Source organism: Bacillus sp. K2I17 (assembly GCF_002209985.1).
GTDB lineage: Bacteria > Bacillota > Bacilli > Bacillales > Bacillaceae_G > Bacillus_A > Bacillus_A wiedmannii.
Genome location: NZ_NJGF01000015.1, coordinates 97306 through 120595, shown reverse-complemented (window position 1 = coordinate 120595; position 23290 = coordinate 97306). Strand labels below are relative to the sequence as shown.

Annotated in this window: 26 protein-coding genes and 1 other annotated feature; of the genes, 17 read left to right on the top strand and 9 right to left on the bottom strand. The window is 37.4% G+C overall.

The window, feature by feature from the left end; translation table 11 throughout:
* Positions 1-390: 390 nt before the first annotated feature.
* Positions 391-606 (bottom strand): ankyrin repeat domain-containing protein, encoded by a 216-nt coding sequence (locus CER22_RS18245; RefSeq protein WP_088064581.1) that lies wholly within the window; start codon positions 604-606, stop codon positions 391-393.
* A gap of 149 nt (positions 607-755) precedes the next feature.
* Between CER22_RS18245 and CER22_RS18240 the strand changes: the two genes are divergently transcribed.
* The 3 genes from CER22_RS18240 to CER22_RS18230 all read left to right on the top strand — a co-directional run bounded on the left by CER22_RS18240 (position 756) and on the right by CER22_RS18230 (position 3295).
* Positions 756-2210, top strand: a complete 1455-nt coding sequence (locus tag CER22_RS18240) for a sensor histidine kinase (protein WP_088609311.1) — start codon at positions 756-758, stop codon at positions 2208-2210.
* Between the two features lies 1 nt (position 2211).
* Positions 2212-2901, top strand: coding sequence for a response regulator transcription factor (locus CER22_RS18235; RefSeq protein ID WP_000821767.1), 690 nt, complete (start codon positions 2212-2214; stop codon positions 2899-2901).
* Positions 2902-3025: 124 nt separating this feature from the next.
* On the top strand, positions 3026-3295 hold the full coding sequence (locus CER22_RS18230) for a hypothetical protein (RefSeq protein WP_088609310.1): 270 nt from the start codon (positions 3026-3028) through the stop codon (positions 3293-3295).
* A 65-nt stretch (positions 3296-3360) separates the two neighbouring features.
* Here the strand turns inward: CER22_RS18230 and CER22_RS18225 are convergent, their stop codons facing one another.
* From CER22_RS18225 to acuA, 4 genes are all read right to left on the bottom strand, one after another.
* Positions 3361-4185: an alpha/beta fold hydrolase gene (locus CER22_RS18225; protein ID WP_088609309.1), complete on the bottom strand. Its 825-nt coding sequence runs from the start codon at positions 4183-4185 to the stop codon at positions 3361-3363.
* Positions 4186-4395: 210 nt separating this feature from the next.
* Positions 4396-5562, bottom strand: a complete 1167-nt coding sequence (gene acuC / locus CER22_RS18220) for an acetoin utilization protein AcuC (protein ID WP_000092828.1) — start codon at positions 5560-5562, stop codon at positions 4396-4398.
* On the bottom strand, positions 5559-6203 hold the full coding sequence (locus CER22_RS18215) for an acetoin utilization AcuB family protein (protein ID WP_000634566.1): 645 nt from the start codon (positions 6201-6203) through the stop codon (positions 5559-5561). The genes acuC and CER22_RS18215 overlap by 4 nt, the downstream gene beginning before the upstream one ends.
* 17 nt (positions 6204-6220) lie before the next feature.
* Positions 6221-6853 (bottom strand): acetoin utilization protein acetyltransferase AcuA, encoded by a 633-nt coding sequence (gene acuA, locus CER22_RS18210; protein WP_063222474.1) that lies wholly within the window; start codon positions 6851-6853, stop codon positions 6221-6223.
* Between the two features lie 176 nt (positions 6854-7029).
* Here acuA and acsA point away from each other — a divergent pair, with 176 nt between their 5' ends.
* From acsA to tyrS, 6 genes are all read left to right on the top strand, one after another.
* The gene (gene acsA, locus CER22_RS18205; RefSeq protein WP_016130337.1) at positions 7030-8748 is read left to right on the top strand and encodes an acetate--CoA ligase; all 1719 of its coding nucleotides are present in this window, start codon (positions 7030-7032) and stop codon (positions 8746-8748) included.
* An 85-nt stretch (positions 8749-8833) separates the two neighbouring features.
* Positions 8834-9391, top strand: a complete 558-nt coding sequence (locus CER22_RS18200; protein WP_000845594.1) for a maltose acetyltransferase domain-containing protein — start codon at positions 8834-8836, stop codon at positions 9389-9391.
* Between the two features lie 66 nt (positions 9392-9457).
* Positions 9458-9913, top strand: a complete 456-nt coding sequence (locus tag CER22_RS18195) for a hypothetical protein (RefSeq protein WP_088609308.1) — start codon at positions 9458-9460, stop codon at positions 9911-9913.
* Positions 9894-10439 (top strand): RNA polymerase sigma factor, encoded by a 546-nt coding sequence (locus CER22_RS18190; RefSeq protein WP_088609307.1) that lies wholly within the window; start codon positions 9894-9896, stop codon positions 10437-10439. Before CER22_RS18195 ends, CER22_RS18190 begins: the two co-directional genes overlap by 20 nt.
* Positions 10420-10665: a hypothetical protein gene (locus CER22_RS18185; RefSeq protein ID WP_088609306.1), complete on the top strand. Its 246-nt coding sequence runs from the start codon at positions 10420-10422 to the stop codon at positions 10663-10665. The genes CER22_RS18190 and CER22_RS18185 overlap by 20 nt, the downstream gene beginning before the upstream one ends.
* A 77-nt stretch (positions 10666-10742) precedes the next feature.
* Positions 10743-10972 (top strand) — a binding site (T-box leader).
* 70 nt (positions 10973-11042) lie between these two features.
* Complete coding sequence (gene tyrS / locus CER22_RS18180) at positions 11043-12299, top strand: tyrosine--tRNA ligase (protein WP_046956195.1); 1257 nt, start codon at positions 11043-11045, stop codon at positions 12297-12299.
* 78 nt (positions 12300-12377) lie between these two features.
* Here tyrS and CER22_RS18175 read toward each other — a convergent pair whose 3' ends face one another.
* A complete protein-coding gene (locus tag CER22_RS18175) occupies positions 12378-12680 on the bottom strand; it encodes a YjdJ family protein (protein WP_088609305.1) in 303 nt (100 codons plus the stop codon).
* A gap of 150 nt (positions 12681-12830) precedes the next feature.
* Here CER22_RS18175 and CER22_RS18170 point away from each other — a divergent pair, with 150 nt between their 5' ends.
* Positions 12831-12959 (top strand): transporter, encoded by a 129-nt coding sequence (locus tag CER22_RS18170; protein ID WP_087985417.1) that lies wholly within the window; start codon positions 12831-12833, stop codon positions 12957-12959.
* 54 nt (positions 12960-13013) lie between these two features.
* On the opposite strand, the gene rpsD is transcribed toward CER22_RS18170, so the two are convergent.
* Complete coding sequence (gene rpsD, locus CER22_RS18165; RefSeq protein ID WP_000135322.1) at positions 13014-13616, bottom strand: 30S ribosomal protein S4; 603 nt, start codon at positions 13614-13616, stop codon at positions 13014-13016.
* 400 nt (positions 13617-14016) lie between these two features.
* Between rpsD and megL the strand changes: the two genes are divergently transcribed.
* Entirely contained in the window at positions 14017-15195 is a 1179-nt protein-coding gene (gene megL / locus CER22_RS18155) for a methionine gamma-lyase (RefSeq protein ID WP_088609304.1), read from the top strand.
* Positions 15196-15257: 62 nt separating this feature from the next.
* Here megL and CER22_RS18150 read toward each other — a convergent pair whose 3' ends face one another.
* Positions 15258-15737, bottom strand: a complete 480-nt coding sequence (locus CER22_RS18150) for a GAF domain-containing protein (protein WP_087985415.1) — start codon at positions 15735-15737, stop codon at positions 15258-15260.
* Positions 15738-15884: 147 nt separating this feature from the next.
* On the opposite strand from CER22_RS18150, the gene refZ reads away from it, so the two are divergent.
* A complete protein-coding gene (gene refZ, locus CER22_RS18145) occupies positions 15885-16523 on the top strand; it encodes a forespore capture DNA-binding protein RefZ (protein WP_087985414.1) in 639 nt (212 codons plus the stop codon).
* 11 nt (positions 16524-16534) lie between these two features.
* On the opposite strand, the gene CER22_RS18140 is transcribed toward refZ, so the two are convergent.
* Positions 16535-17479, bottom strand: a complete 945-nt coding sequence (locus CER22_RS18140; RefSeq protein WP_088609303.1) for a DMT family transporter — start codon at positions 17477-17479, stop codon at positions 16535-16537.
* Positions 17480-17603: 124 nt separating this feature from the next.
* Here CER22_RS18140 and CER22_RS18135 point away from each other — a divergent pair, with 124 nt between their 5' ends.
* The 5 genes from CER22_RS18135 (at position 17604) to CER22_RS18115 (ending at position 23236) form a co-directional block, all read left to right on the top strand.
* A complete protein-coding gene (locus tag CER22_RS18135) occupies positions 17604-18446 on the top strand; it encodes a LysR family transcriptional regulator (protein ID WP_088064571.1) in 843 nt (280 codons plus the stop codon).
* Between the two features lie 207 nt (positions 18447-18653).
* The gene (gene ezrA, locus CER22_RS18130; protein WP_060486568.1) at positions 18654-20366 is read left to right on the top strand and encodes a septation ring formation regulator EzrA; all 1713 of its coding nucleotides are present in this window, start codon (positions 18654-18656) and stop codon (positions 20364-20366) included.
* 228 nt (positions 20367-20594) lie between these two features.
* Complete coding sequence (locus CER22_RS18125) at positions 20595-21737, top strand: cysteine desulfurase family protein (RefSeq protein WP_064460176.1); 1143 nt, start codon at positions 20595-20597, stop codon at positions 21735-21737.
* 6 nt (positions 21738-21743) lie between these two features.
* Positions 21744-22958, top strand: a complete 1215-nt coding sequence (thiI, locus tag CER22_RS18120) for a tRNA uracil 4-sulfurtransferase ThiI (RefSeq protein ID WP_060486566.1) — start codon at positions 21744-21746, stop codon at positions 22956-22958.
* An 80-nt stretch (positions 22959-23038) separates the two neighbouring features.
* Positions 23039-23236, top strand: a complete 198-nt coding sequence (locus tag CER22_RS18115) for an alpha/beta-type small acid-soluble spore protein (RefSeq protein ID WP_000091640.1) — start codon at positions 23039-23041, stop codon at positions 23234-23236.
* Positions 23237-23290 lie beyond the last annotated feature (54 nt).

Here is a 23290-nt window from a genome sequence, read left to right as displayed (position 1 = left end):
ACCACCATAGGCTTGTGGTGTACTCTCGTCAGTTATACGAGATAGTCGTTGAACGTTCATCTTATCACTTTTGACTTAGATGATTCGAGGCGGAAGACCCATTGTTCTAGTGTTTAGGATTTAACCTTGCACCATCTGATTGATTTTTTCTGCTTTCGCAACATTCACGCTCACCATTTCTAGCCACGTTGTAGTTCAATCAGCTTTAGGGATTGCCCGCAGTTAACCCTCACTACTAGCCAATCACTTGACTAGCAGGGCTTACTGATATATTTAATTAACTTTGGTTATAATTTGTTAAATAAATCGTAACAGTTAGTTACCCTATTAATATTGATGTAACGGCTTAAATGTAGCATAGGATGGGAGAGGAAGGCAAAAATTAGCTTTTTACTTACGTCCTTCTAACAAAATCTTCTCTATCTCTTCAAAGTTATGAGCGCGAGCATGCTCTAACGGGGTAACACCATCGTTGTCTGGAATATTTACATCAGCACCGTGTAGCGCTGTCTCCATGCTTGTCATCTCCTTTTTAACTTCTTGTTCTTGTGAGCAACCTTGTAAAAAAATTACGCAACATAACATGCTTAATGTTTTTTTGAACATGGAATTTCAACCTCCTCATTTCAACTGTAAAAGAAGAACATTAAATTTTTATAAACTGACGCTAAAATTACTATAAAATCGCTTGAGTATTTGAACATATATTTTTATGCTTATGAATAACATGGTTTGTTAAAGTGAGGATGTAACATATGTCTATTAAAACAAGATTTTTATTCTCTTATATCGCTGTTATTCTCGTTTCCATCACGCTCATATTAGTCGCGGGATTTTTAATTGTTTTTTCTATAACAGGAGACTTGGAATCAGTGAAAAATTTCTATAAAAGTTCCTATATTCAAAAACCGCTTACGCCAGAAGAAGAGAATACGTATATTGAATTGAAATTAGCGGCAAAGAAAAATCAATCACAACTATTAGATGAATCGTTCGTTTCATCACTTGAAAAAGAAGGGGTGAAAATAGTTGTAAGAAAGGGAGAAATCATTTCTTATGCTACAAAAATATTTGAAGGTGTATCTTTAAAAGAAGCCATTCCGAAATTTGAATCAGCAAATATTAATAGTCGTGGTACAACAGAACTAGGCGATACATTTTATCGATATGTAAAATTTGATTTTTATTTTCCCGGAGATGAAGAAGGGAGTATATTTGTACTAAAAAGGCAAAGTTCATTTGTAGATCTTACACAAAAATTATTTCCAATTTTATTCGTAGCACTTTTACTGTTAGCGATATTACTCATTGGATTAGTAAGTTATTTCGTCTCAAGAAGTGTGATAAAACCAATTTTTGTGTTGAAAGATGCGACTGGGAGAATTAAAGAAGGGAATTTAGATTTTCAAATTCCAGTTACATCCCATGATGAAATCGGGCAATTAAATCAAGGGTTTGAGGAAATGAGAAAGAAATTAAAAGAGTCGATAGAGATGCAAACGCAGTATGAAGAAAATCGAAAAGAGCTCATTTCCAATATATCTCATGATTTAAAAACACCGATCACATCTATTATCGGATATGTAGAAGGCATAAAAGATGGAGTCGCAAATACGCCAGAGAAAATGGATAAGTATTTAACGACCATTCATACGAAGGCAAAACATATGGATACACTTATTGATGAGCTCTTTTTGTTTTCGAAGCTTGATTTGAATCGAGTTCCCTTTCAGTTTGAAACGATAGAGTTAAACGTGTTTATGCAGGAATTATTAGAAGAGATGCAGATGGATTTAAGTGAGGAAGGTATAGAAGTTTACTTACAATTACATTCATCACCACTATATGTAACGGCTGATTGCGAAAAGATAAATAGAGTGATATCAAATTTAATTCATAATAGTGTGAAATACATGGATAAAGAAGAGAAGAAAATTACTGTAACAGTATTGAGTGATAACAATAAAGTTATTGTGAAAGTGATGGACAATGGGGCAGGTATAGAAGCTGATACGCTGCCGTATATATTTGAGCGGTTTTATCGTGCAGAGCAATCGCGAAATTCTAGCACAGGTGGAAGTGGACTTGGCTTAGCGATAGCGAAGCAAATTGTTAAAGAACATGGTGGAGAAATTTGGGCGGAAAGTAATCTTGGGGAAGGTACAAGTATTTTCTTCTCATTGAAAAAAGTACAGGAATGTGGTGAGTAGAATGAAGAGAATTTTACTAGTAGAAGATGAAATAAGTATTGCAGAATTACAGCGAGATTATTTAGAAATTAGTGATTTTCAAGTCGATGTAGAACATTCAGGAGAAGTAGGTCTACAAATGGCTCTTCAGGAAGACTATGATTTAATTATTTTAGATATTATGCTTCCGAAAATGAATGGTTTTGAAATTTGTAAACAAATACGTGCTATAAAAGACATTCCAATTTTACTTGTTTCAGCAAAGAAGGAAGATATAGATAAAATTCGCGGACTCGGTTTAGGCGCGGATGATTATATAACGAAGCCGTTTAGTCCAAGTGAATTAGTCGCAAGGGTAAAAGCACATATTTCTCGTTATGAAAGATTATCAGGAAATGTGAGTAAGCAACGTGATACGTTATACATTCACGGAATTTCTATTGATCAGCGAGCGAGAAAAGTTTTTATAAACAATGAAGAAATTGCGTTTACAACGAAAGAATTTGATTTATTAACATTCTTTGTAACGCATCCAAACCAAGTATTAAATAAAGAACAGTTATTTGAACGTATTTGGGGACTAGACTCAGCTGGTGATTTAGCTACTGTCGTTGTTCACATTAGAAAACTACGCGAAAAAATTGAAAGAGATCCCGCCCACCCGCAATATATTGAAACAGTATGGGGAGCTGGTTATCGCTTTAACGTGTAATGTACCTGCCGAGTAATTGGCAGGTTTTTTATGTTATTCAAACGAAAAAGGAAATAATAGGTAATTTATGTTAAAATATAAAGAGAGATAAAACATAGGAGAGCATGAGAGGGCGTGCTACATTTTGGGAGATACATTAAAAGATAATAAATCAAACAAGGCTTTAAAGATTGGAACCAATATCATACTTATCTTATTAATTATCGGTGCAATACAAATGTTTTATGATGAAGATTCTACGAATGATCATTTCGGTGGGCTATTTATGATGGTCTTTTTTGGAATTAAAATAATTTCTAGTTTTATGATAAGTTTAAAAGAAGGCGATAAAAAGGCAGTATTACTTGATGTAGGTTTAATGATTTTTTTGTTCTTCTTGTTGTTTCTAGTGTGAAATATTTCTTTTGAAAAAGCTCATAGTCTTATAGAGACTGTGAGCTTTCCTTAATAATAGCGGTACTAGTGCAACGATTTATAAAATGTTTGAGTAGTAGAAGTAAACTGAGCAGATTCTTCTAAAAAAGGATAATGGTTACTCTTCTCAAATATCACAAAGATAGAATTACGTATGCCATCATGCATCTCAATAGAATACTCGATCGGGCACTGTACATCATGTCTTCCGCATATAATGAGAGTCTTTGTTTGGATGGAAGGTAAATGCTCTCTTAAATCAAATGAAGGATATTCATTGGCGAAAGCATTCATCCGGCTAGCGGACATTGTTTTTTGGATTGGTTTACAAAAATAAGAGTTGTAGTTTTCTGGTTTATACAATGATAATTTTGTCCTCTTAGTAGATAGTTCTTTCCGTTCTTCACTTGTAAGGTGAGGGGTTTTTAAGTTTTCGATGAGCTGTTGCATATAATGAAACTGAGGATGTGCTGGGTGATAAATGCAAAATGGTGTTTCGGTATAATTACTTGCTGCAGCTCCGGCCACGACTAATGATTGTAAGGAATTTGGATATGTAATTGCATATAAAAGTCCAAGCATACCGCCTGTTGAGTGACCAGCGAAATGCCATGTTGGGAGTTGTAAAGCTTCCCGTATTGCTTCTAAGTCGTGAACGGTTTCAATCATACTTAATTCTTTTTCTGAATTGGCTTTTGCTGAGTTACCAGCATCTCGTAAATTAATGAGGAATACACGATGCGTAGCAGTGAAAACATTCGCAAAGTAATCACCAGTTTCATTAAATTGTGAATAGTGATGTGTAATGCAAAGCGGTTCGCCATTTCCTTTTGTAAAGATTTCAAATGTGCCACGTTTCGTGTTGATTATTTGTTGTGTCTACATAATATCACGACCTTTTCTCATAAAAGTTGGACCACTTAATTATGAAATAAAATATATCAGCGATTTTCGAAATATATCGGCGGTTATTAAAATATATCAGCGAATCTCAAGATATATCGACTTACCGACAGAAACCGACAATAATAGCAAGCTATAAATAAAAGGAGGCTATTCAAAAACGAGCCTCCTTTTCGTTTAGTACAAAGATTTTGTCATATTATTCCGAATTATTTCAAGGGATTTCGTTACAGTTAATGCGTTCTTTTCTTCAATTTCTGGTTTACGGGGGATCGGTTTATACATGTTGTCTGGATCTTCCCATGTGAGGGGAAGTTCTGTTTCAGCTTGTCCTTTCCAAGCGTCAATCCATTCTGGAGGGAGATAACCTGAGATGTTTTGGATGTTGTTCATTTCGAGCCAAATGAGTGCCCAAGCTCTTGGGACGACGCGCCAGTGGTCATAGCCACCCCCGCCGACAGCGATCCAGCGACCTTCGCAATATTCATTAGCGATTTCGCGAGCGAGCTTCGGTATTTCACGGTAAATATTCATCGTTGCGCAAAGGTGTGTAAGTGGGTCGTAATAATGTGCGTCAGCGCCGTTTTGCGTTAAAATAATATCCGGTTTAAAGTATGCGGCAACTTCTTTTACGACAGTGCGATATGAATTTAAAAACGATTCGTCTTCTGTAAAGGCATCGAGTGGAACGTTAAAAGAATAACTATAGCCATTACCTTGTCCGCGTTCATTTACAGCACCAGTTCCAGGGAATAAATAACGCCCAGTTTCATGTAGTGAAATGGTGCATACGTTAGGATCGTCGTAAAAAGACCACTGTACACCATCACCGTGATGAGCATCTGTATCAATATATAAAACACGTAAACCGTATTTTTTCTGTATATATTTCATTGCGATGGAACTATCGTTATAAATACAAAAGCCAGATGCCTTGCCGCGGAAGCCATGATGTAAGCCACCGCCTAAATTAAGCGCGTGTTTTACTTTCCCGGAAAGAACAGCGTCGACAGCAGTTAACGTACCGCCAACGAGTAATGCGCTTGCTTCGTGCATATTTGGAAACATCGGTGTATCTTCTGTTCCGAGTCCATATGTCATCGCAATTGATTTTTCTAACTTACCTTCTCCAGCACGTTTTACCGCATTTATGTACTCCTCTGTATGAACGTAGGCGATCTCTTCATCTGTAGCCATCCGTGGTGAGATGATTTGGGAGGGAGAGATAAAACCGCCCTTTTGTAATAAATCATACGTAAGTGTGACGCGTAGTTGGTTAAAAGGATGATCAGGGCTAAACGAATAGCCCCGAAAGTCATCCGAATAAATAAACGCGCTACTCATGCTTGCATCCCCATAATGTTCGGCCATAATACGCGGTAGCCTTCTGCTTCAAGTGCATCAATCACTTTTAGCGGATTCATCGTTTGAATGCGGAAAACGAGTACTTTATCATTCTCATCTTTTGCTGGATAGACGAGAACGCTCACGATATTTATTTGCAAATCACTAAAAATAGCAACGACTTTTCCAAGAATCCCAGGTTCGTTTTTTACTTGAATTTCAATTTGTGAACTTGGTTGATGTGCTCCTGTTAATTTTACTAACGTGTGCAGTACAGTAGATTCAGAAATGATTCCAACTAGCTTGCCAGCCTTTGTAACAGGGAGACAGCCAATTTTATTTTCAAAAAATAAAGTAGCAATTTCTTCAACGAAATCGAGAGGATGGCAAGTCATTACAGGATGTTTCATAATAAGTTCAAGTGGTTGCTTCAGCATATCGAGTGAAACTTGTTCATCTAAAATAGACGGACTTGCATCTCTTACATCCCGATCAGAAATAATGCCTACGACATGATTATTTTGATCGACAATTGGAATGTGCCGAATGCCTTTCGTGCGTATCGTTCGGATTGCTGTTTCGATTGTATCGTTTGGATGTAGTGTCACCACATCTTGATTCATAATTTCTTCTACAATCATTCCAGTTGCCCCCTTTATTAATACATAAAACGATTGTGAAAACGTAGACGATCAAATGCTTGAATAGAATCCGTATCAACGCGTTTACCGATGCGGACCATTAAACAGTTAGCAGGATGTGAACAAATTTCAGGATCATCTGTAGCCATCCATTGTAAGCCACCAGCATTCATCATCTTTTCCATTACTTTTCGGTACTCCCAAACATTTAAGCCTGTTTGTTTTAAATCCCAGTGCCAATAATATTCAGTCGTCAATATAATGTAATCTTCCATATAATCGTCCATCATTGAAACTTCTAATAAGTTCTTTCCGACAGCGCAACCGCGGAAGGCGGGGACAACTTCAATTGCCCCGAGTTCAATTAAGTTTTCAATCTTTCCTTCTGACCATCGTTCGAGCGGATCAGGATATAAGTATGTAACATATCCAACAATCGTTTGGTCATGTCTTGCAATAATGAGACGAGCTTCTGGTAATTTAGAAATTTCGACAATTGCTTTATATTGCTGCTCGGCAGGACGAAACGCAACTAAATCCGGATGAAATTCATACATTTCTAAGTTATGTGTAGAGACAGGACCTTCAATAATTAAAGTGCCTTTCGCTGTTTTTAAGTTTCTAGCATTATATATTTTTTTATGAATCAATGTATTACTCACCACCTTGAGGGTTTGTGAATCTATTAATATCGTACTTTATAATATATGCGATGTGAATCGAAATTTGTCATTAAAAATTTGTCTAAAAATCAACAAATATACTGAAAATTTTAAATAATATCATTATAATAGATAATAGAATACATAGGAGGGGGATGTAAAGTATGAAAGTAGAAACGCTTCCTGTCATTAAAGGAGAAAATAATTTGCCGAATTATGATGAGGCATACGCGAATTTTAACTGGGAAGAGGTTAATAAAAACTTTACTTGGAATGAAACAGGCCGAGTAAATATGGCGTATGAGGCAATTGATAAGCATGCGAAATCCGATCGTAAAAATAAAGTAGCCCTTTATTATCAAGATGGATCGCGAAAAGAGAAATATACATTTAAGGAAATGAAGGATTTTTCTAATAAAGCAGGAAACGTCCTGAAAAATTATGGCGATGTAGAAAAAGGCGATCGCGTTTTTATTTTTATGCCGCGTTCTCCAGAATTATATTTTGCACTTTTAGGTGCAGTGAAATTAGGAGCAATCGTTGGTCCGCTATTTGAAGCATTTATGGAAGGCGCAGTTCGCGATCGTTTAGAAGATAGCGAAGCGAAGGTGTTAATTACAACTCCTGAATTGTTAGAGCGCGTACCATTAAATGATTTACCTGCTTTAAAAACAGTCTTCCTTGTTGGAGATAATGTAGAAGAAGGCGGTAAAACGGTAGCGTTCAATCCTTTATTTGAACAAGCTTCAAAAGAATTACATATTGAATGGTTAGGCCGTGAAGATGGTTTAATTCTACATTACACGTCTGGTTCTACCGGTAAGCCAAAAGGTGTGCTTCATGCGCAAAATGCAATGGTGCAGCACCATCAAACGGCGAAATGGGTATTAGATTTAAAAGAAGACGATGTATATTGGTGTACAGCTGACCCAGGCTGGGTAACTGGAACAGCTTACGGTATTTTCGCACCGTGGTTAGTTGGGGCATCAAATGTTGTTTTAGGTGGCCGCTTTAGTCCAGAAGCGTGGTATGAAGCACTGCAAGATTACGGTGTAACAGTTTGGTACAGTGCGCCAACAGCGTTCCGTATGTTAATGGGAGCTGGACAAGACGCAATTAAAAAATATGATTTATCACAAGTTCGTCACGTATTAAGCGTTGGTGAACCGTTAAATCCAGAAGTAATTCGCTGGGGTATGAACGCATTTGGACTTCGTATTCATGATACGTGGTGGATGACAGAAACAGGTGGACAAGTTATTTGTAACTACCCTTGTATGGAAATCCGTCCAGGTTCAATGGGTAAACCAATTCCAGGTGTGAAAGCAGCGATTGTTGATAATGAAGGAAATGAAGTTCCTCCATACACAATGGGTAACTTAGCAATTGGTAAAGGTTGGCCAGCGATGATGCGTGGAATCTGGAATAACCAGCAAAAGTATGAATCTTACTTTATGCCGGGAGATTGGTACGTATCAGGTGACTCTGCTTATATGGATGAAGATGGATACTTCTGGTTCCAAGGGCGTATTGATGATGTAATTATGACGTCAGGTGAGCGAGTTGGTCCGTTTGAAGTAGAAAGCAAATTAATCGAGCATGCTGCTGTTGCAGAGGCTGGTGTAATTGGTATTCCTGATCCAGTGCGCGGAGAAATCATTAAAGCATTTATCGCGCTTCGAGCAGGATACGAACCATCTGATGAATTAAAAGAAGAGATTCGTCAATTTGTAAAGAAAGGCCTAGCAGCTCATGCAGCGCCAAGACAAATTGAATTTAGAGATAAATTACCGAAAACGAGAAGTGGTAAAATTATGCGCCGCGTATTAAAAGCGTGGGAATTAAACTTACCAACAGGTGACTTATCAACGATGGAAGATTAAGAGAGGAAGGTCTGAACGAAATAACGTTCAGACCTTTTTTTATGTTATTATTAACTTATATATATAAGTTAAAGGGGGTAATAAAATGAAAACAGAAAAAGAAAAGATGATACTAGGAGAAATGTACATACCGGCTGATCCAGTTTTAGTTCAAGAGAGGGAGCAAGCTCGTATATTAACGAGAAAATTAAATGAAACGCCAGAAGTACAATTAAAAGAGCGTAGCGAAATCGTAAAAGAACTATTCGGAACGACTGGAGATAACATTCATCTTGAATCTTCTTTTAGATGTGATTATGGCTATAACATTCACGTTGGCGAAAATTTTTACGCGAACTTTGACTGTACCATTTTAGACGTATGCCCGGTGACAATCGGAGTGAACTGTATGTTAGCTCCAGGAGTTCACATTTATACAGCAACACACCCGCTTGATCCAGTAGAGCGCATAAGCGGATCGGAATACGGAAAACCAGTTACAATTGGTGATAACGTATGGATTGGCGGAAGAGCGATTATTAATCCTGGTGTAACAATTGGAGATAATGCGGTGATCGCATCTGGCGCCGTTGTAACGAAAGATGTGCCGGATAATGTAGTAGTTGGCGGAAATCCTGCGAAGATTATTAAAAAAATAAAATAATATTTGAACGAAGTGCCTTCCTCGTCTGTATACATTTATGAAAGAATAGATGAGGGAGGCTTTTTTATGTCTAATAAATTACTTCTTGCTTTTGCTTTAATTGGAATTATAGTCGTATTTTCTTGTGGTTTGCTATTACCGATGCCAATCGGATTTAAAGTATCAATGATTACCGCTGGGGTCATGATGATTGTTATGTTTTCCATCATTATTCCGTTTGATAGAAAACATATAGTACGGAAAAATGGATATAAAATTGATTTTACAAAAACAAAAGTGTATTTTCGCTGGAATGTATTTGATACGATTTCGGCTTGTCTTGCAGTGTATGCATGCATATGTGTGCAAGCATTAAATATTTTAGTTTCAACCGGCCATACAATACAAAACCCGTATGTTCAATTTTTTACAAATCAATCGCAAGTATGGATTATTGTCGCAAGTGCATATTTAATTTCCCGTATTTCATTAACGTTAAAAGGAATAAAGGAGATCAAAAATCATGGCGCAGATTGGGAGTGAGGAGGAGCTCATGCTTGCGTATCAAAGTGGAGATAAGCAGGCTGGGGAAAAACTATATGTTTTAATCAAACCAGCGCTATACACATTTTTGTATCGATTTAATCGAGATGAACAATTAAGTATCGATCTTGTGCAAGATACGTTTTTGACGCTAGAGCGTAAGAAACATATGTATGAACTTGAAAAAGACAAAATAAAAACGTATTTATTTCAAATTGGTTATCGTCTCATGATTAATAAATTAAATAGAAGAAAAAAGTGGCGTACGCTTTTGCCATTTTTAGTGCCGATTCAGGAAAAGGAATTTTCTCACGAAGATCGGCTCACAGTAAGAGAAGCGATTTTGAAAATTCCTGAAGAACAGCGAGCTGTCCTTATTCTTTCTTATTATCATGATATGCAGCAAAAAGAGATTGCGGAGATATTAAACATTCCGATTGGAACAGTGAAATCGAGACTCCATAACGGGATAAAGAAATTGAAACAATTGCTGGAGGTGGATGAAATTGAGCGAAAATCCCTTTAAGAGTGAATGTAAATTAAAGCAGCATTTAGATAGTGATCATGTAGAGATACCAGATTTTCCAAAAACGGTAAGTCGCTTCGATCGATTAATCGGATTTCTTGGTTCTCCAGCGAAAGATCCTGTGGAGGCGACGATTGGGAATGATTTATCGGTTGTATTTCATGTGTCGTTATTAGTTGGGGTTCCAATTCTTTCCCTTGTTACGATACTCTTTGTGACGTTGTAAAGGATTGGCAAGGAGAGAAACCCGACCTCTATTTGACACGCCTATATAAATGATGGTATAAAGAAAAGTATATGAATAATTGAGCGTGGAAAGGGAGAAGTAGTGATCATTTCCCTGTTTTAGAGAGCTGATGGCCGGTGAAAATCAGCACATAGATGATCGCGAATTACGCCCCTAGAGCATCTTTTTTCGATTGAATTGTATTCAAAAGGGAAAAGACGGTGCTAAGCCGTTATGTAAATAAGGTGGTAGGCTTTTTTTTGCCTGCAACTAGGGTGGTAACGCGATAATCAAAATCGTCCCTTATTTGAAGGGGCGATTTTTTTATGTTTTCAACCTTCACGCCAGTAATGAACTTAAAGGAGAGTATGTAGGATATGGGTATTTTACAAGATCTTGAATTTCGCGGTCTAATTAATCAGCAAACAGACGCTGAGGGACTTGAGCAATTATTAGAAAAAGAAAGCGTTAAATTATACTGTGGTTTCGATCCGACAGCGGATAGCTTACACATCGGTCATATGTTACCAGTATTAATGTTACGTCGCTTCCAATTAGCTGGTCACCAACCAATCGCACTTGTTGGCGGTGGTACTGGTATGATCGGTGACCCAAGTGGTAAAAAAGCAGAACGTACATTAAATACGAAAGATACAGTTGCTTACTACACAGAAAGCATTAAAAACCAACTTTCAAACTTCTTAGAGTTTGAAAACGTGGACAACCCAGCAACAATGGCTAACAACTATGACTGGCTTGGTAACTTAGATGTAATTTCATTCTTACGCGATATCGGTAAAAACTTCGGTTTAAACTATATGTTAGCAAAAGATACAGTAGCATCTCGTTTAGATACTGGTATTTCATTCACTGAGTTTAGTTATATGATTTTACAATCATACGACTTCTTAAACTTATACCAAAACCATAATTGCCGCTTGCAAATCGGTGGTAGTGACCAATGGGGTAACATTACAGCTGGTCTTGAATTAATCCGTAAATCAGAAGAAGATGCGAAAGCATTTGGTTTAACAATTCCACTAGTTACGAAATCTGACGGTACGAAGTTTGGTAAAACAGAAGGCGGCGCAATTTGGTTAGACCCAGAAAAAACAACTCCTTACGAGTTCTACCAATTCTGGATTAACACAGATGACCGCGACGTTGTTAAATACTTAAAATACTTCACATTCTTATCTCATGAAGAAATTCTTGAGCTTGAGAAGCAAGTAGCTGAAGCACCAGAAAAACGTGCAGCACAAAAAGCATTAGGTGCTGAAATGACAAAACTTGTTCACGGCGAAGAAGCATTAGAGCAAGCGATTAAAATTTCAGCTGCATTATTCAGCGGTTCTGTAGCAGAACTGACTGCAAGCGAAATCGAACAAGGGTTCAAAGACGTACCATCTGTAGAACGTACTGCAGAAGATACAGTATTAATCGACTTACTTGTAGAAAGCAAAATCTCTCCATCAAAACGTCAAGCACGTGAAGATGTAACGAACGGCGCAATCTACGTAAACGGTGAGCGTACACAAGCATTAGACTACGTTGTAACAGAAAACGACCGCATCGAAGGTAAATTCACAATCATTCGCCGCGGTAAAAAGAAATATTTCTTAATTCGTTACTAATCAGAAACGAATATAAAACAAATAGTACCCCGAATTGTAGGCTGAAAAGTTTATGATTCGGGTTTTTTATGTATGAATTTAGATTACCTTACGAGTTCTTGTAAATAGAATATGAAGAATTAATATGAGCATATAAAGTAAGCTACTGAGCATAACAATAAATGCTGTTGGATAAAATTTTGCTGCATATATAAAGAAATCGATTTGATAAATATCTTCGTAACTTGAAACGGTGCCTTTAAAGTAATTCGTAAACTTAGCGCTATATTTCCATTCATCAGGATCATCTATTAAATTACTTCCCTGATACCAATTAATAAGTGCGGAAGTAATAAACAGCATACATGCACTACCTAATTGAACCATTTGATTTATTGTCAAAATGAATCAACCCCCTATTTTATGGTTATTATAGCGTGCATTCGTATTCCTGTAACCTTTTTGTTGTAATCTCCTTTTCGAGTTCATACGGAAATCACATGTAAGCGGTATGATAAATGTATAACAACTAGAAAGGAGTGGTAAAACAAAATGTCACTAGAAGCGCTCATTATTTTTTCTTTGCTAAACGCGGGTCAGCTTGCAGAGAATTCGAAGGTGGATGTACATAAAGAGCAGAAAGATGCTTATGTATACGTTCAACAAGAGGAAAATAAATAATTTTATTTTATATATAAACGAAAAAAGCCAATCCAGAGGATTGGCTTTTTGTCATTAACGAGAGTAGAACTCTACGATTAATGCTTCGTTGATTTCAGCTGCTAACTCAGAACGCTCAGCGTGACGAGTGTAAGTAGCTTCTAATTTATCAGCATCGAAAGTTAAGTATTCTGGTACGAAGTTGTTAACTTCGATCGCTTCTTTAACAACAACAAGGCTGTTAGATTTTTCGCGAACGCTGATTGTTTGACCAGGTTTTACACGGTAAGATGGGATATCTACGCGAGATCCATCAACTGTGATGTGGCCGTGGTTTACTAATTGGCGAGCTGCACGACGAGTGCGAGCTAAGCCCATACGGTAAACTAGGTTGTCAAGACGAGCTTCAAGAAGGATCATGAAGTTTTCGCCGTGCTTACCAGGCATTTTACCTGCTTGGTCAAATGTGCGACGGAATTGACGCTCAGTCATGCCGTACATGTGACGAAGTTTTTGTTTCTCTTGTAATTGTAAACCGTATTCTGAAAGTTTCTTACGTTGGTTAGGACCGTGAGGACCTGGTGCGTAAGGGCGTTTTTCTAATTCTTTTCCTGTGCCGCTTAGAGAGATTCCAAGACGACGAGACAGTTTCCAAGCTGGACCTGTATAACGAGCCATAGTTGACTCCTCCTTTAAAAATGTTTTTATTTACGTAAAATAAAAACAGACGTAATCGATATTTACGGGCATTTTGTTTTCATGTACCTTCGCTCCAGCAGCAGGGAGTTACGAGATACACCTCCGTAGAGGAACAAAATACAAACGATAAACTCACATTACAAGGCTGCCTTTTTATTTTACACAAACGCTATTATATCTTTTACCCAGAGTTTCGTCAAGCAAGTACGTTTTTGTTTTATGCATATAAATTTTGGAAATGAACAAGAAGGAATTTAAAACGATATAAAAGAAGTGATAGAAACACAAATGAAACGCTTACATAAAATATAGTAAAAAATGTTCATTAATTTTTTGTTGATGAATATGCGGGAATAAAAACATAAAAGGGGATGTTTTTATGAAAAAGAAGCATATGGAGACAGCGTTAATTCATCACGGGTATACATCTGAGGAACATAAAGGAAGTTTAACACCACCGTTATTTCAAACGTCTACATTTACATTTGAGACTGCGCAGCAAGGAGAGGCGAGTTTTGCGGGAGTGGATCCGTCTTATATTTACTCAAGACTTGGAAATCCAACTGTAAAATTATTTGAAGAACGTATGGCGGTGTTAGAAGGAGGAGAAGAAGCACTTGCTTTCGGATCAGGAATGGCAGCTATTTCAGCAACGTTAATTGGCTTTTTAAAAGCTGGAGATCATATTATTTGTTCAAATGGATTATACGGGTGCACGTACGGTTTTTTAGAAGTGTTAGAAGAGAAATTTATGATTACGCATTCGTTTTGTGATATGGAGACAGAGGATGATGTCGAAAATAAAATCCGTCCGAATACAAAGATTATTTTCGTTGAAACACCGATTAATCCAACGATGAAATTAATCGATTTAAAACAAGTTATTCGGGTTGCGAAGCGAAATGGCTTACTTGTCGTTGTTGATAATACGTTTTGTTCACCTTATTTACAAAGACCGCTTGAACTTGGTTGTGATGCGGTTGTTCATAGTGCGACAAAATATATTGGTGGTCATGGCGATGTTGTGGCGGGTGTAACGATTTGTAAAACGAAAGCATTAGCTGAAAAAATTCGCCCGATGCGTAAAGATATCGGCGGCATTATGGCGCCGTTTGATGCGTGGTTATTGTTACGTGGATTAAAGACGTTAGCGGTAAGGATGGACCGTCATTGTGATAATGCAGAAAAAATTGTCTCGTTTCTGAAAAATCATGATGCGGTAGAAGGTGTTTGGTATCCAGAAGGGGAGTTAGCATCTCGCCAAATGAAACGGGGCGGTGGTGTGATTTCTTTTTCAATTAAAGGCGGAAAAGAAGAGACGCAAGCGTTTATCAATGACCTTCACTTTATTACAATTGCCGTAAGTTTAGGGGATACAGAAACGTTAATTCAGCACCCAGCAACGATGACACACGCTGCGATTCCAACTGAGCTAAGACAAGAAATGGGTATTTACGATAATTTAATACGTTTATCTGTCGGTTTAGAATCATGGGAAGATATCGTTTCTGATTTAGAACAGGCACTAAAGAAAGTATCTACTGTTAGTAATCAATAAAAAAGAGTGAGCTATCGGTTTCGTACGTGATGTACGCAATCGATAACTCACTCTTTTCTTTTTTAAATATGTTTTAGGAGTGTTTCCACAAACTTTTCTAAATAGCGCTGATCTACTTCATCAAAACGATTTTTTTCAGGGCTATCGATATCAAGTACACCAATGACATTTCCTTCTTTCACGATCGGTACAACGATTTCTGAATTCGAAGCACTGTCGCAAGCGATATGTCCTGGAAATTGGTGAACGTCTGCTACAAGCTGCGTTGTTTTTGTTTCAGCTGCAACGCCGCAAACGCCTCGTCCAAATGGAATGCGCACGCAAGCAGGCATTCCTTGGAAAGGTCCAAGAACAAGCTGATTTCCGTCTGTTACATAAAAGCCAACCCAATTCACACGATCTAAAAATTGATTTAATAATGCGGACGCATTTGATAAGTTTGCGACTACGTTCGGTTCGCCAGTTAATAATGCATCCAGTTGTTTAATTACTGTCTCGTATTGCTCTTCACGAGAACCTGCATAACTTTCTTTTGTAAACATGGAAACAACTCCCTTTTTATCGAGATGTGTAAAATATTAGCAAAATACAATGTATTTCACATGACTTTGTCGATAGAAAATTAAAGGAATTTGTCTTAAAAGTCAAGAAATTTAAACTATAGCTGTTCAGTGAGAGGAAGTGAGCGCATGAAACAGACGAAACAAAAAGTAATTGATGCGGCAATATCGTTGTTTAACACGAAAGGTTATGATGGAACGTCGGTGCGAGAAATTGCAAAGCGAGCGGATGTGAATGTAGCGAATATTTCATATTATTTTGCTGGAAAGCAAGGTTTATTAGAACAGCTTATTACTGACTTTTTAGAAGGATATATTCATGTGATTGAAATGTCGTTCGAACAGAGAGAATATTTGTCGGCTAAAGATGTGATGGTGCAAATGGTGCGTGAGATTTTACGATATCAATTTGAAAATAGGGAACTGACACGTTTCTTCTACCGAGAGCTTTCACTTGATACGACATTAATTCGCGAAGTGATGACCATTTACTTTTCTAAAGAAAGATATTATATAGAGCAAATGATTAGACAGGGACAAATGAAGCAAGAGTTTAAAAAGGTATCTTTTACAATGTTTATGACGCAATTAAAAGGTATGATGAATATGCCGTTTTTATATCCACAATATATATCAGAAGTGCTGCATTCTTTTCCGTCTGAGACATTTTTCATAGAAATGTACACGAAAGAAATTGAACAATGGATGGAGCAAACATTATGTATAACGAATATGTACTATGAATTGCCAAGAGCTGTTCATATGTGAAAAATCCCCACCTAACGAACTGAGGTGGGGATTTTTGTGCTTTCTTTCCTTTGCCATGCATTGTTGCATAATAGCGCAATAATTGTTAATGAGGCTCCGGCAATTTCAATTTTGTCGACTGTATAACCTCGAAAGATGGAACCGATAAGTGCAAGTACAGGAACTAAATTCATAAATAATATGCCGTTAATAGATGAAATATAGCGATTTCCTGTGTTCCAGCAAAATACAGCGATAACACCTGCAACAATCGACATATACAAGAGTTCAAAACGAACGCTCATAATGGTACGAAGTGACGGCATAGTAACGATGTTTGTGTACGTGAAGAAAGCGACAATAACGATGAGTGAAATGGAGCCGAATAAACAAGTTAACGTCGTATATCGAAGTGGTGACCAAGATTGAAAACGAGCACCACCGTTCGTGTAAATGACCCAGCAAGTAACGCCGCATAGCATAAGTATATTTGTTGAGAGGTGACTGGCAGATCCAAATAATAAGTGAATATTTCCTTTTGAAATGACGAGCATAACACCGAGCAATGCAACGAACATACAAAGGAATGTGTAGTTTTGTGGGCGTTTGTTTTTTGTTATCCACTGCAATAATAAAGCGATGAGTGGCATAAGAGACTGAATCATCGCAGCATGAATGGCCCCAGAAGGCCCAGCAAGTTGTTGGCCGTAAAAAATGAGAAAACCATATCCAGCGAAACCGACTGTTCCGTAAAAGAATAACGAAAGTGTTCTTTTCTCTAAGCGGAGTGAAGTTTTTCCTTCAGTAATGAATAGCAAAATAAGAAAAATAATAGCTGCTGATCCGTATCGGATAGTTGTGAAGAAGAACGGATCAATAAACTGCAGGGCATTTGCCATGACAGGAAACATAAATCCCCAAGCCGTTACGGCAAGTAAGCATAGGAGGGATCCGAGTAGCATTTGTTTTTTGTCCAAGAGTATCTTTCCCCTTTACATTTCGTTATAGTAAGTTGATGAAATAAGTATAAAGAGTAATTGTTTATAGAAGGAAATATCGATTTTTTATGACAGTTATAACTTTATGTTAGAGGTGTGTACGATGGATTTGGAGGCAGTACGATCGTTTCTTGAAGTAAAGAATACGCGAAGTTTATCAAAGGCGAGTAAGCTTTTACATATTTCTCAACCGGCGCTTAGTAAACAAATTCAAAGGTTAGAAGCGGGCTTAGAGGTTACTTTACTGAAGCGTTCCGCACAAGGAGTGGAGTTAACAGAAGCTGGAGAGTTATTTATAACAAGAATGTTACCGATTTTGGAACACATATATGAAGTGAAAGCCGAAATGAAGAATTTTCAAGAGAAGCGGAAAATTTCTATAGGCATATTGCCAAGTTTAGCAGCTCATTACATATCAAAATGTAAAGATGTATTAGGTGACGGATTCGAAGTAGAATGGAAAATTGAGCATACGAAAGTACTAATGGGACTCTTTAAAGAACGGAAGATTGAAGCGATGTTCGTCGATTCAGTAGTAGAAGACGCTACGTGTATAAAAGAAATGCGAGTAGAAAAAATTGTTTGTGTCGTTTCAAATGATCATCTTTATAAAGAGAAAACAGTGATCCGAATGGAAGATTTGCAAAATGAAAAGTTAATCGTATACCCAGAAATCTGTGATGTAAGGAAAATGATTACGAATATGTTTCAGGGGATAGGTGCGAAACCAATCATTGCATTTGAAACTTCTTATGCAGAACCGATGCTTGCGATGGTCGGAGCTGGACTTGGTATTACGTTACTTCCAGAAATGTCAGTAAAGCAAGCGGTAAAGCAAGGGAATGTGCATGCGATTTCTATTGAACCACCACTTGCACGCAAAATTTATTTCGTATCCCATATGGAAGAGAACCCGTTATTGCAATCATTTGATGATGGAAGCTAATCCAAACAGAAGATTGAGAAAGATTACAATTGCATTGAAAGAAACATGAAATTTTAAAAAAAACTAGGTCAAAAACAAGCCATTACATGGTATGATTAGTACATTGTTAGTTGTTAAATATAGGGGGATTCCCTTTTTATACATAATGCCTTCCATTTCATAAACGGAACGGACAAAAAAAGAGATATAACTAGGAGGCTTTTTTGCATGGATTCTATCCTGACGATCGTTATCATTGTAGTAAGCTCTATTCTAGTGCTGCTCATGATAGAGCTTGTGATAAGAAATCGTTCATATAAAGATATTGAAGCACTGGAGCAGTGGAAACAAGAGATAAAAGATAAACCTGTGGCAGATGAACTAAAACGGGTGAAAGATTTAAACATGACGGGTCAAACAGAAGAACTGTTTGGTAAATGGCGTGAAGAATGGGATGAGATTGTATCAACAACCCTTCCGAAAGCAGACAAAGATTTAGCGCAAGCGCGAAAATTCGCCTCGCAATTCTCCTTCCGAAAAGCAAAGCATGCGATGAATGAATCCATAAGTGGTTTAGATGACGCTGATAATCGTATTACAGATATTTTAAATGAATTACAGCAATTGTTAGAAAGCCATGAAAAAAATAGCTCGGAAATTGAAGAGTTACGTGATACATATCGTAGTATGAAGAAGAGTGTTCTTGCTCATAGACATATGTATGGAGCAGCAGAGCAGAAAATCGAAGAGATGCTAGATGCTGAATCTAATAAGTTTAAAAGCTTTGAAGAGGCAACAGATAATGGTGACTATTTAAAAGCGAGAGAAATTGTTATTAGTTTAGAAGAAGGTTTGGCAAGCTTAGAAATCATTATTCATCAAATTCCGGATTTATTGGTAGAGTGTCAAGCGACGTTACCAGTTCAGCTGGAAGATTTATTACAAGGACATAATGATATGGTAAGACAAGGTTATGTATTAGAGTATTTGGAAGTCCCTAAAGAAGTTCGTGATATGACGACACAACTACACACATGTTTAATGGATATACAGGAGCTTCATATAACAGAAGCCGCTGAAAAAGTAGAAAACTTAAAAACGCGTTTAGATGGCTTCTATGATCAACTGGAACAAGAAGTACATGCGAGACATTATGTGGAGCAAAAAACACTTTCTGTTTATGAAGACTTAGAAGAAATTCGTACTGAAACGATTGAAACAAAAGCAGAAACACAACTTGTGAAACAAAGTTATCAGCTACAAGATAAGGACATTGAGTCTCAAAAAGTAATTGAAAAGCAAATGCATATTTTAACGAAACGTTTTGAAATGCTGCGATTACGAGTTGCGGAACAAGATATAGCCTTCTCTATTATTCGTGAGGAACTAGAAGAGGTTTATGAGCAATGTGAAACGTTAAAAGTACTTCATGCAGAATATAAAGAAATGCTGCAAACGATGCGTAAAGAAGAATTTGAAGCACGTGAGAAGTTACAAGAAATGCGAAATATCATTTTTGAAACGAAACGTTTTATGCAAAAGTCGAATTTGCCAGGTCTTCCAGAAAGCATTATGGAAGATTTACAAAGAGGACAAATGGCAATGCAAGCTGTATATGAACAGTTAGAAGTGAAACCGTTAAATATGAATGCTGTAAATAGCAGTTTAGAAGAAGCGTACACAACTGTTAATGGTGTAGCTGAAATGACAGAAGAGTTAATTGGACAAGCGTATTTAGTTGAAAAATTAATTCAATACGGTAATCGTTACCGCAGTCATGATGAGAACCTTGCAGAGAGCTTAAATTATGCGGAGAAATTATTCCGTGAATATCAATACGATGCAGCTTTAGAACAAGCGGCTTCTGTACTAGAGCAACTTGAACCTGGCGTTGTTCAAAAAATAGCTGAATATGTAGACAATGAACAAACCCTTTCATAAGGGTTTGTTTTTTTGTGTAATTTTGGGGACGATGTTGCTATAATGAATAGCGGAATACAGTAAGGTTATTCGTTTTAAAATATAGTGAAACTGTAGTCAGTAGGGTCATCCTCGCTAATTATCGGCCTTCACAATCGGGATAAAATGGAACCTTTGAGTAGTCTTAGCGTAATTACACGTATTTGTGATATGATTATATGATGTGATAGCGCTGAAAGGGGAAGAACGATGATCTATTTTGATAATAGTGCGACGACGAAGCCATATCCAGAAGCCCTTCAATCGTACGTAACGGTTGCTGGAAAATATTTTGGAAACCCTTCTTCTATTCATTCGCTTGGAGGAGAGGCAGAGCGTCTATTAACACAATCAAGAACGATTGCAGCGCAGCTTCTTCACGTTAAACCTTCTGAGATTATTTTCACATCAGGTGGAACGGAAGGGAATAACCTTGCGATTAAAGGAATAGCGATGAGGAATCGTTCGCGCGGTAAACATATTATTACAACAAATATTGAACACGCGTCTGTGTTTGAAGCATATAAACAATTAGAAGATCTCGGTTTTGATGTAACATATTTACCGGTTAATGAGCATGGTGTTGTATCGGTAGAGGATGTAAAACGAGCACTTCGTGAAGATACGATTCTTGTGTCAATTATTCACGTGAACAACGAGACTGGAGCAATTCAGCCTGTTGCTGAAATTGGAACGTTATTATCGAACTATCCGAAAATAAGATTCCATGTGGACCATGTACAAGGGATAGGAAAAGTACCGCTTGATTTATATGCTTCTCATATTGATCTTTGCTCAATATCTGGACATAAATTCCACAGTGTAAAAGGAACGGGTCTTCTTTATGTACGTGATGGCGTAAGATTAGATCCAATTTTATCAGGTGGTCAACAAGAGCTTAAGTATCGCTCTGGTACAGAAAACTTACCTGGCATTGTAGCGATGGTGAAAGCACTTCGCATGACAATGGAACAAGTGAAAGAAAAGATAGCTCATTTGCAAAATTTACAAACAGAGCTTGTCCGTTTCTTGAAAGAGATGGAAGATGTAACGATTAATACGTCGCTTGCATATGCAGCACCGCACATTTTAAATGTGTCATTTGTTGGTTTAAAACCAGAAGTGGTCGTTCATGCTTTAGAAGAGCACGGTGTATATGTATCGACGAAGTCTGCTTGTTCTTCAAAAGCAAATGAAGTGAGCAGAGTGTTAGTGTCAATGGGAGTACCCCATGCCGCTGCTGCAAGTGCTATTCGTATTAGTTTGGCACCAGAAAACACGATGGAAGAAGTAAAACAATTTGAAGGTATTGTGAAAGAGACGATGCCAAAATTATATGAAGTGATGAGGTAAAGGAATATGATGACATATGAATATATTTTAGTTCGTTATGGAGAGATGACGACTAAAGGTAAGAACCGCTCTAAATTTGTAAGCACATTGAAAGATAACGTAAAGTTCAAGCTGAAAAAGTTCCCAAATATTAAAATCGATGCAACGCATGACCGTATGTACATTCAATTAAATGGCGAAGACCATGAAGCAATTTCTGAAAGATTGAAAGATGTATTCGGTATTCATAAGTTTAACTTAGCGATGAAAGTACCATCAGAATTAGAAGATATTAAAAAGGGTGCATTAGCAGCTTTCTTACAAGTAAAAGATGATGTGAAAACTTTTAAAATTACAGTGCACCGTTCTGATAAGCGCTTCCCAATGAAGACGATGGAGTTACTTCCAGAAATCGGTGGACACATTTTAGAAAATACAGAGGATATCACAGTAGATGTTCATAATCCAGATGTGAATGTACGTATAGAAATTCGCAGTGGTTACAGCTATATTATGTGTGGTGAGCATATGGGAGCTGGTGGTTTACCAGTTGGTGTTGGCGGAAAAGTAATGGTACTTCTTTCTGGTGGTATCGATAGCCCAGTAGCAACGTACTTAACGATGAAACGCGGCGTGTCTGTGGAAGCAGTTCATTTCCATAGCCCACCTTTCACAAGCGAGCGTGCAAAACAAAAAGTAATCGATTTAGCACAAGAGTTAACGAAGTACTGTAAACGTGTAACGCTTCACCTTGTTCCATTTACAGAAGTGCAAAAAACGATTAATAAAGAAATTCCATCTAGCTATTCAATGACAGTTATGCGCCGTATGATGATGCGTATTACAGAGCGTATCGCAGAGGAGCGTAATGCACTTGCAATTACGACTGGTGAAAGTCTTGGACAAGTAGCAAGCCAAACGTTAGATAGTATGCATACAATCAACGAGGTAACAAACTATCCGGTTATTCGTCCACTTATTACGATGGATAAATTAGAAATTATTAAAATCGCTGAAGAAATCGGCACATATGATATTTCAATTCGTCCGTACGAAGATTGCTGTACAGTATTCACACCAGCAAGCCCATCGACGAAGCCAAAGCGTGAAAAAGCGAATCGTTTTGAAGCGAAATACGATTTCACACCATTAATCGATGAAGCTGTAGCGAACAAAGAAACAATGGTATTACAAACGGTAGAAGTAGTGGCGGAAGAAGACAAATTCGAAGAACTTTTCTAAAACCATAAATTACCATATCTAAAACGTGTATGAAGTCATGTTATTTATCACACTCTATACTCACAAGGAGGTGATATAACATGTCACGTAGCACAAATAAATTAGCGGTTCCTGGTGCTGAATCAGCATTAGACCAAATGAAATACGAAATCGCTCAAGAGTTTGGTGTTCAACTTGGAGCAGATGCAACAGCTCGCGCTAACGGTTCTGTTGGTGGTGAAATCACTAAACGTCTAGTTTCACTAGCTGAGCAACAATTAGGTGGTTACCAAAAATAATCCCATATAAGATGGCTTAGAAAGAGCGGGTTTTCCCGCTCTTTCTTTTTGTTG

Bases quoted from the DNA above. Each gene is read 5' to 3' on its own strand.
- CER22_RS18200 (WP_000845594.1), top strand. From the start codon at position 8,834: ATGAAAACAGAAAAAGAAAAGATGATACTAGGAGAAATGTACATACCG.
- rpsD (WP_000135322.1), bottom strand. From the start codon at position 13,616: ATGGCTCGTTATACAGGTCCAGCTTGGAAACTGTCTCGTCGTCTTGGA.
- CER22_RS18115 (WP_000091640.1), top strand. From the start codon at position 23,039: ATGTCACGTAGCACAAATAAATTAGCGGTTCCTGGTGCTGAATCAGCA.
- CER22_RS18240 (WP_088609311.1), top strand. From the start codon at position 756: ATGTCTATTAAAACAAGATTTTTATTCTCTTATATCGCTGTTATTCTC.
- CER22_RS18135 (WP_088064571.1), top strand. From the start codon at position 17,604: ATGGATTTGGAGGCAGTACGATCGTTTCTTGAAGTAAAGAATACGCGA.
- megL (WP_088609304.1), top strand. From the start codon at position 14,017: ATGAAAAAGAAGCATATGGAGACAGCGTTAATTCATCACGGGTATACA.
- refZ (WP_087985414.1), top strand. From the start codon at position 15,885: ATGAAACAGACGAAACAAAAAGTAATTGATGCGGCAATATCGTTGTTT.
- CER22_RS18235 (WP_000821767.1), top strand. From the start codon at position 2,212: ATGAAGAGAATTTTACTAGTAGAAGATGAAATAAGTATTGCAGAATTA.
- CER22_RS18150 (WP_087985415.1), bottom strand. From the start codon at position 15,737: ATGTTTACAAAAGAAAGTTATGCAGGTTCTCGTGAAGAGCAATACGAG.
- tyrS (WP_046956195.1), top strand. From the start codon at position 11,043: ATGGGTATTTTACAAGATCTTGAATTTCGCGGTCTAATTAATCAGCAA.
- CER22_RS18125 (WP_064460176.1), top strand. From the start codon at position 20,595: ATGATCTATTTTGATAATAGTGCGACGACGAAGCCATATCCAGAAGCC.
- thiI (WP_060486566.1), top strand. From the start codon at position 21,744: ATGATGACATATGAATATATTTTAGTTCGTTATGGAGAGATGACGACT.
- CER22_RS18190 (WP_088609307.1), top strand. From the start codon at position 9,894: ATGGCGCAGATTGGGAGTGAGGAGGAGCTCATGCTTGCGTATCAAAGT.
- CER22_RS18195 (WP_088609308.1), top strand. From the start codon at position 9,458: ATGTCTAATAAATTACTTCTTGCTTTTGCTTTAATTGGAATTATAGTC.
- CER22_RS18215 (WP_000634566.1), bottom strand. From the start codon at position 6,203: ATGATTGTAGAAGAAATTATGAATCAAGATGTGGTGACACTACATCCA.
- acuC (WP_000092828.1), bottom strand. From the start codon at position 5,562: ATGAGTAGCGCGTTTATTTATTCGGATGACTTTCGGGGCTATTCGTTT.
- ezrA (WP_060486568.1), top strand. From the start codon at position 18,654: ATGGATTCTATCCTGACGATCGTTATCATTGTAGTAAGCTCTATTCTA.
- CER22_RS18170 (WP_087985417.1), top strand. From the start codon at position 12,831: ATGTCACTAGAAGCGCTCATTATTTTTTCTTTGCTAAACGCGGGTCAG.
- acsA (WP_016130337.1), top strand. From the start codon at position 7,030: ATGAAAGTAGAAACGCTTCCTGTCATTAAAGGAGAAAATAATTTGCCG.
- CER22_RS18245 (WP_088064581.1), bottom strand. From the start codon at position 606: ATGTTCAAAAAAACATTAAGCATGTTATGTTGCGTAATTTTTTTACAA.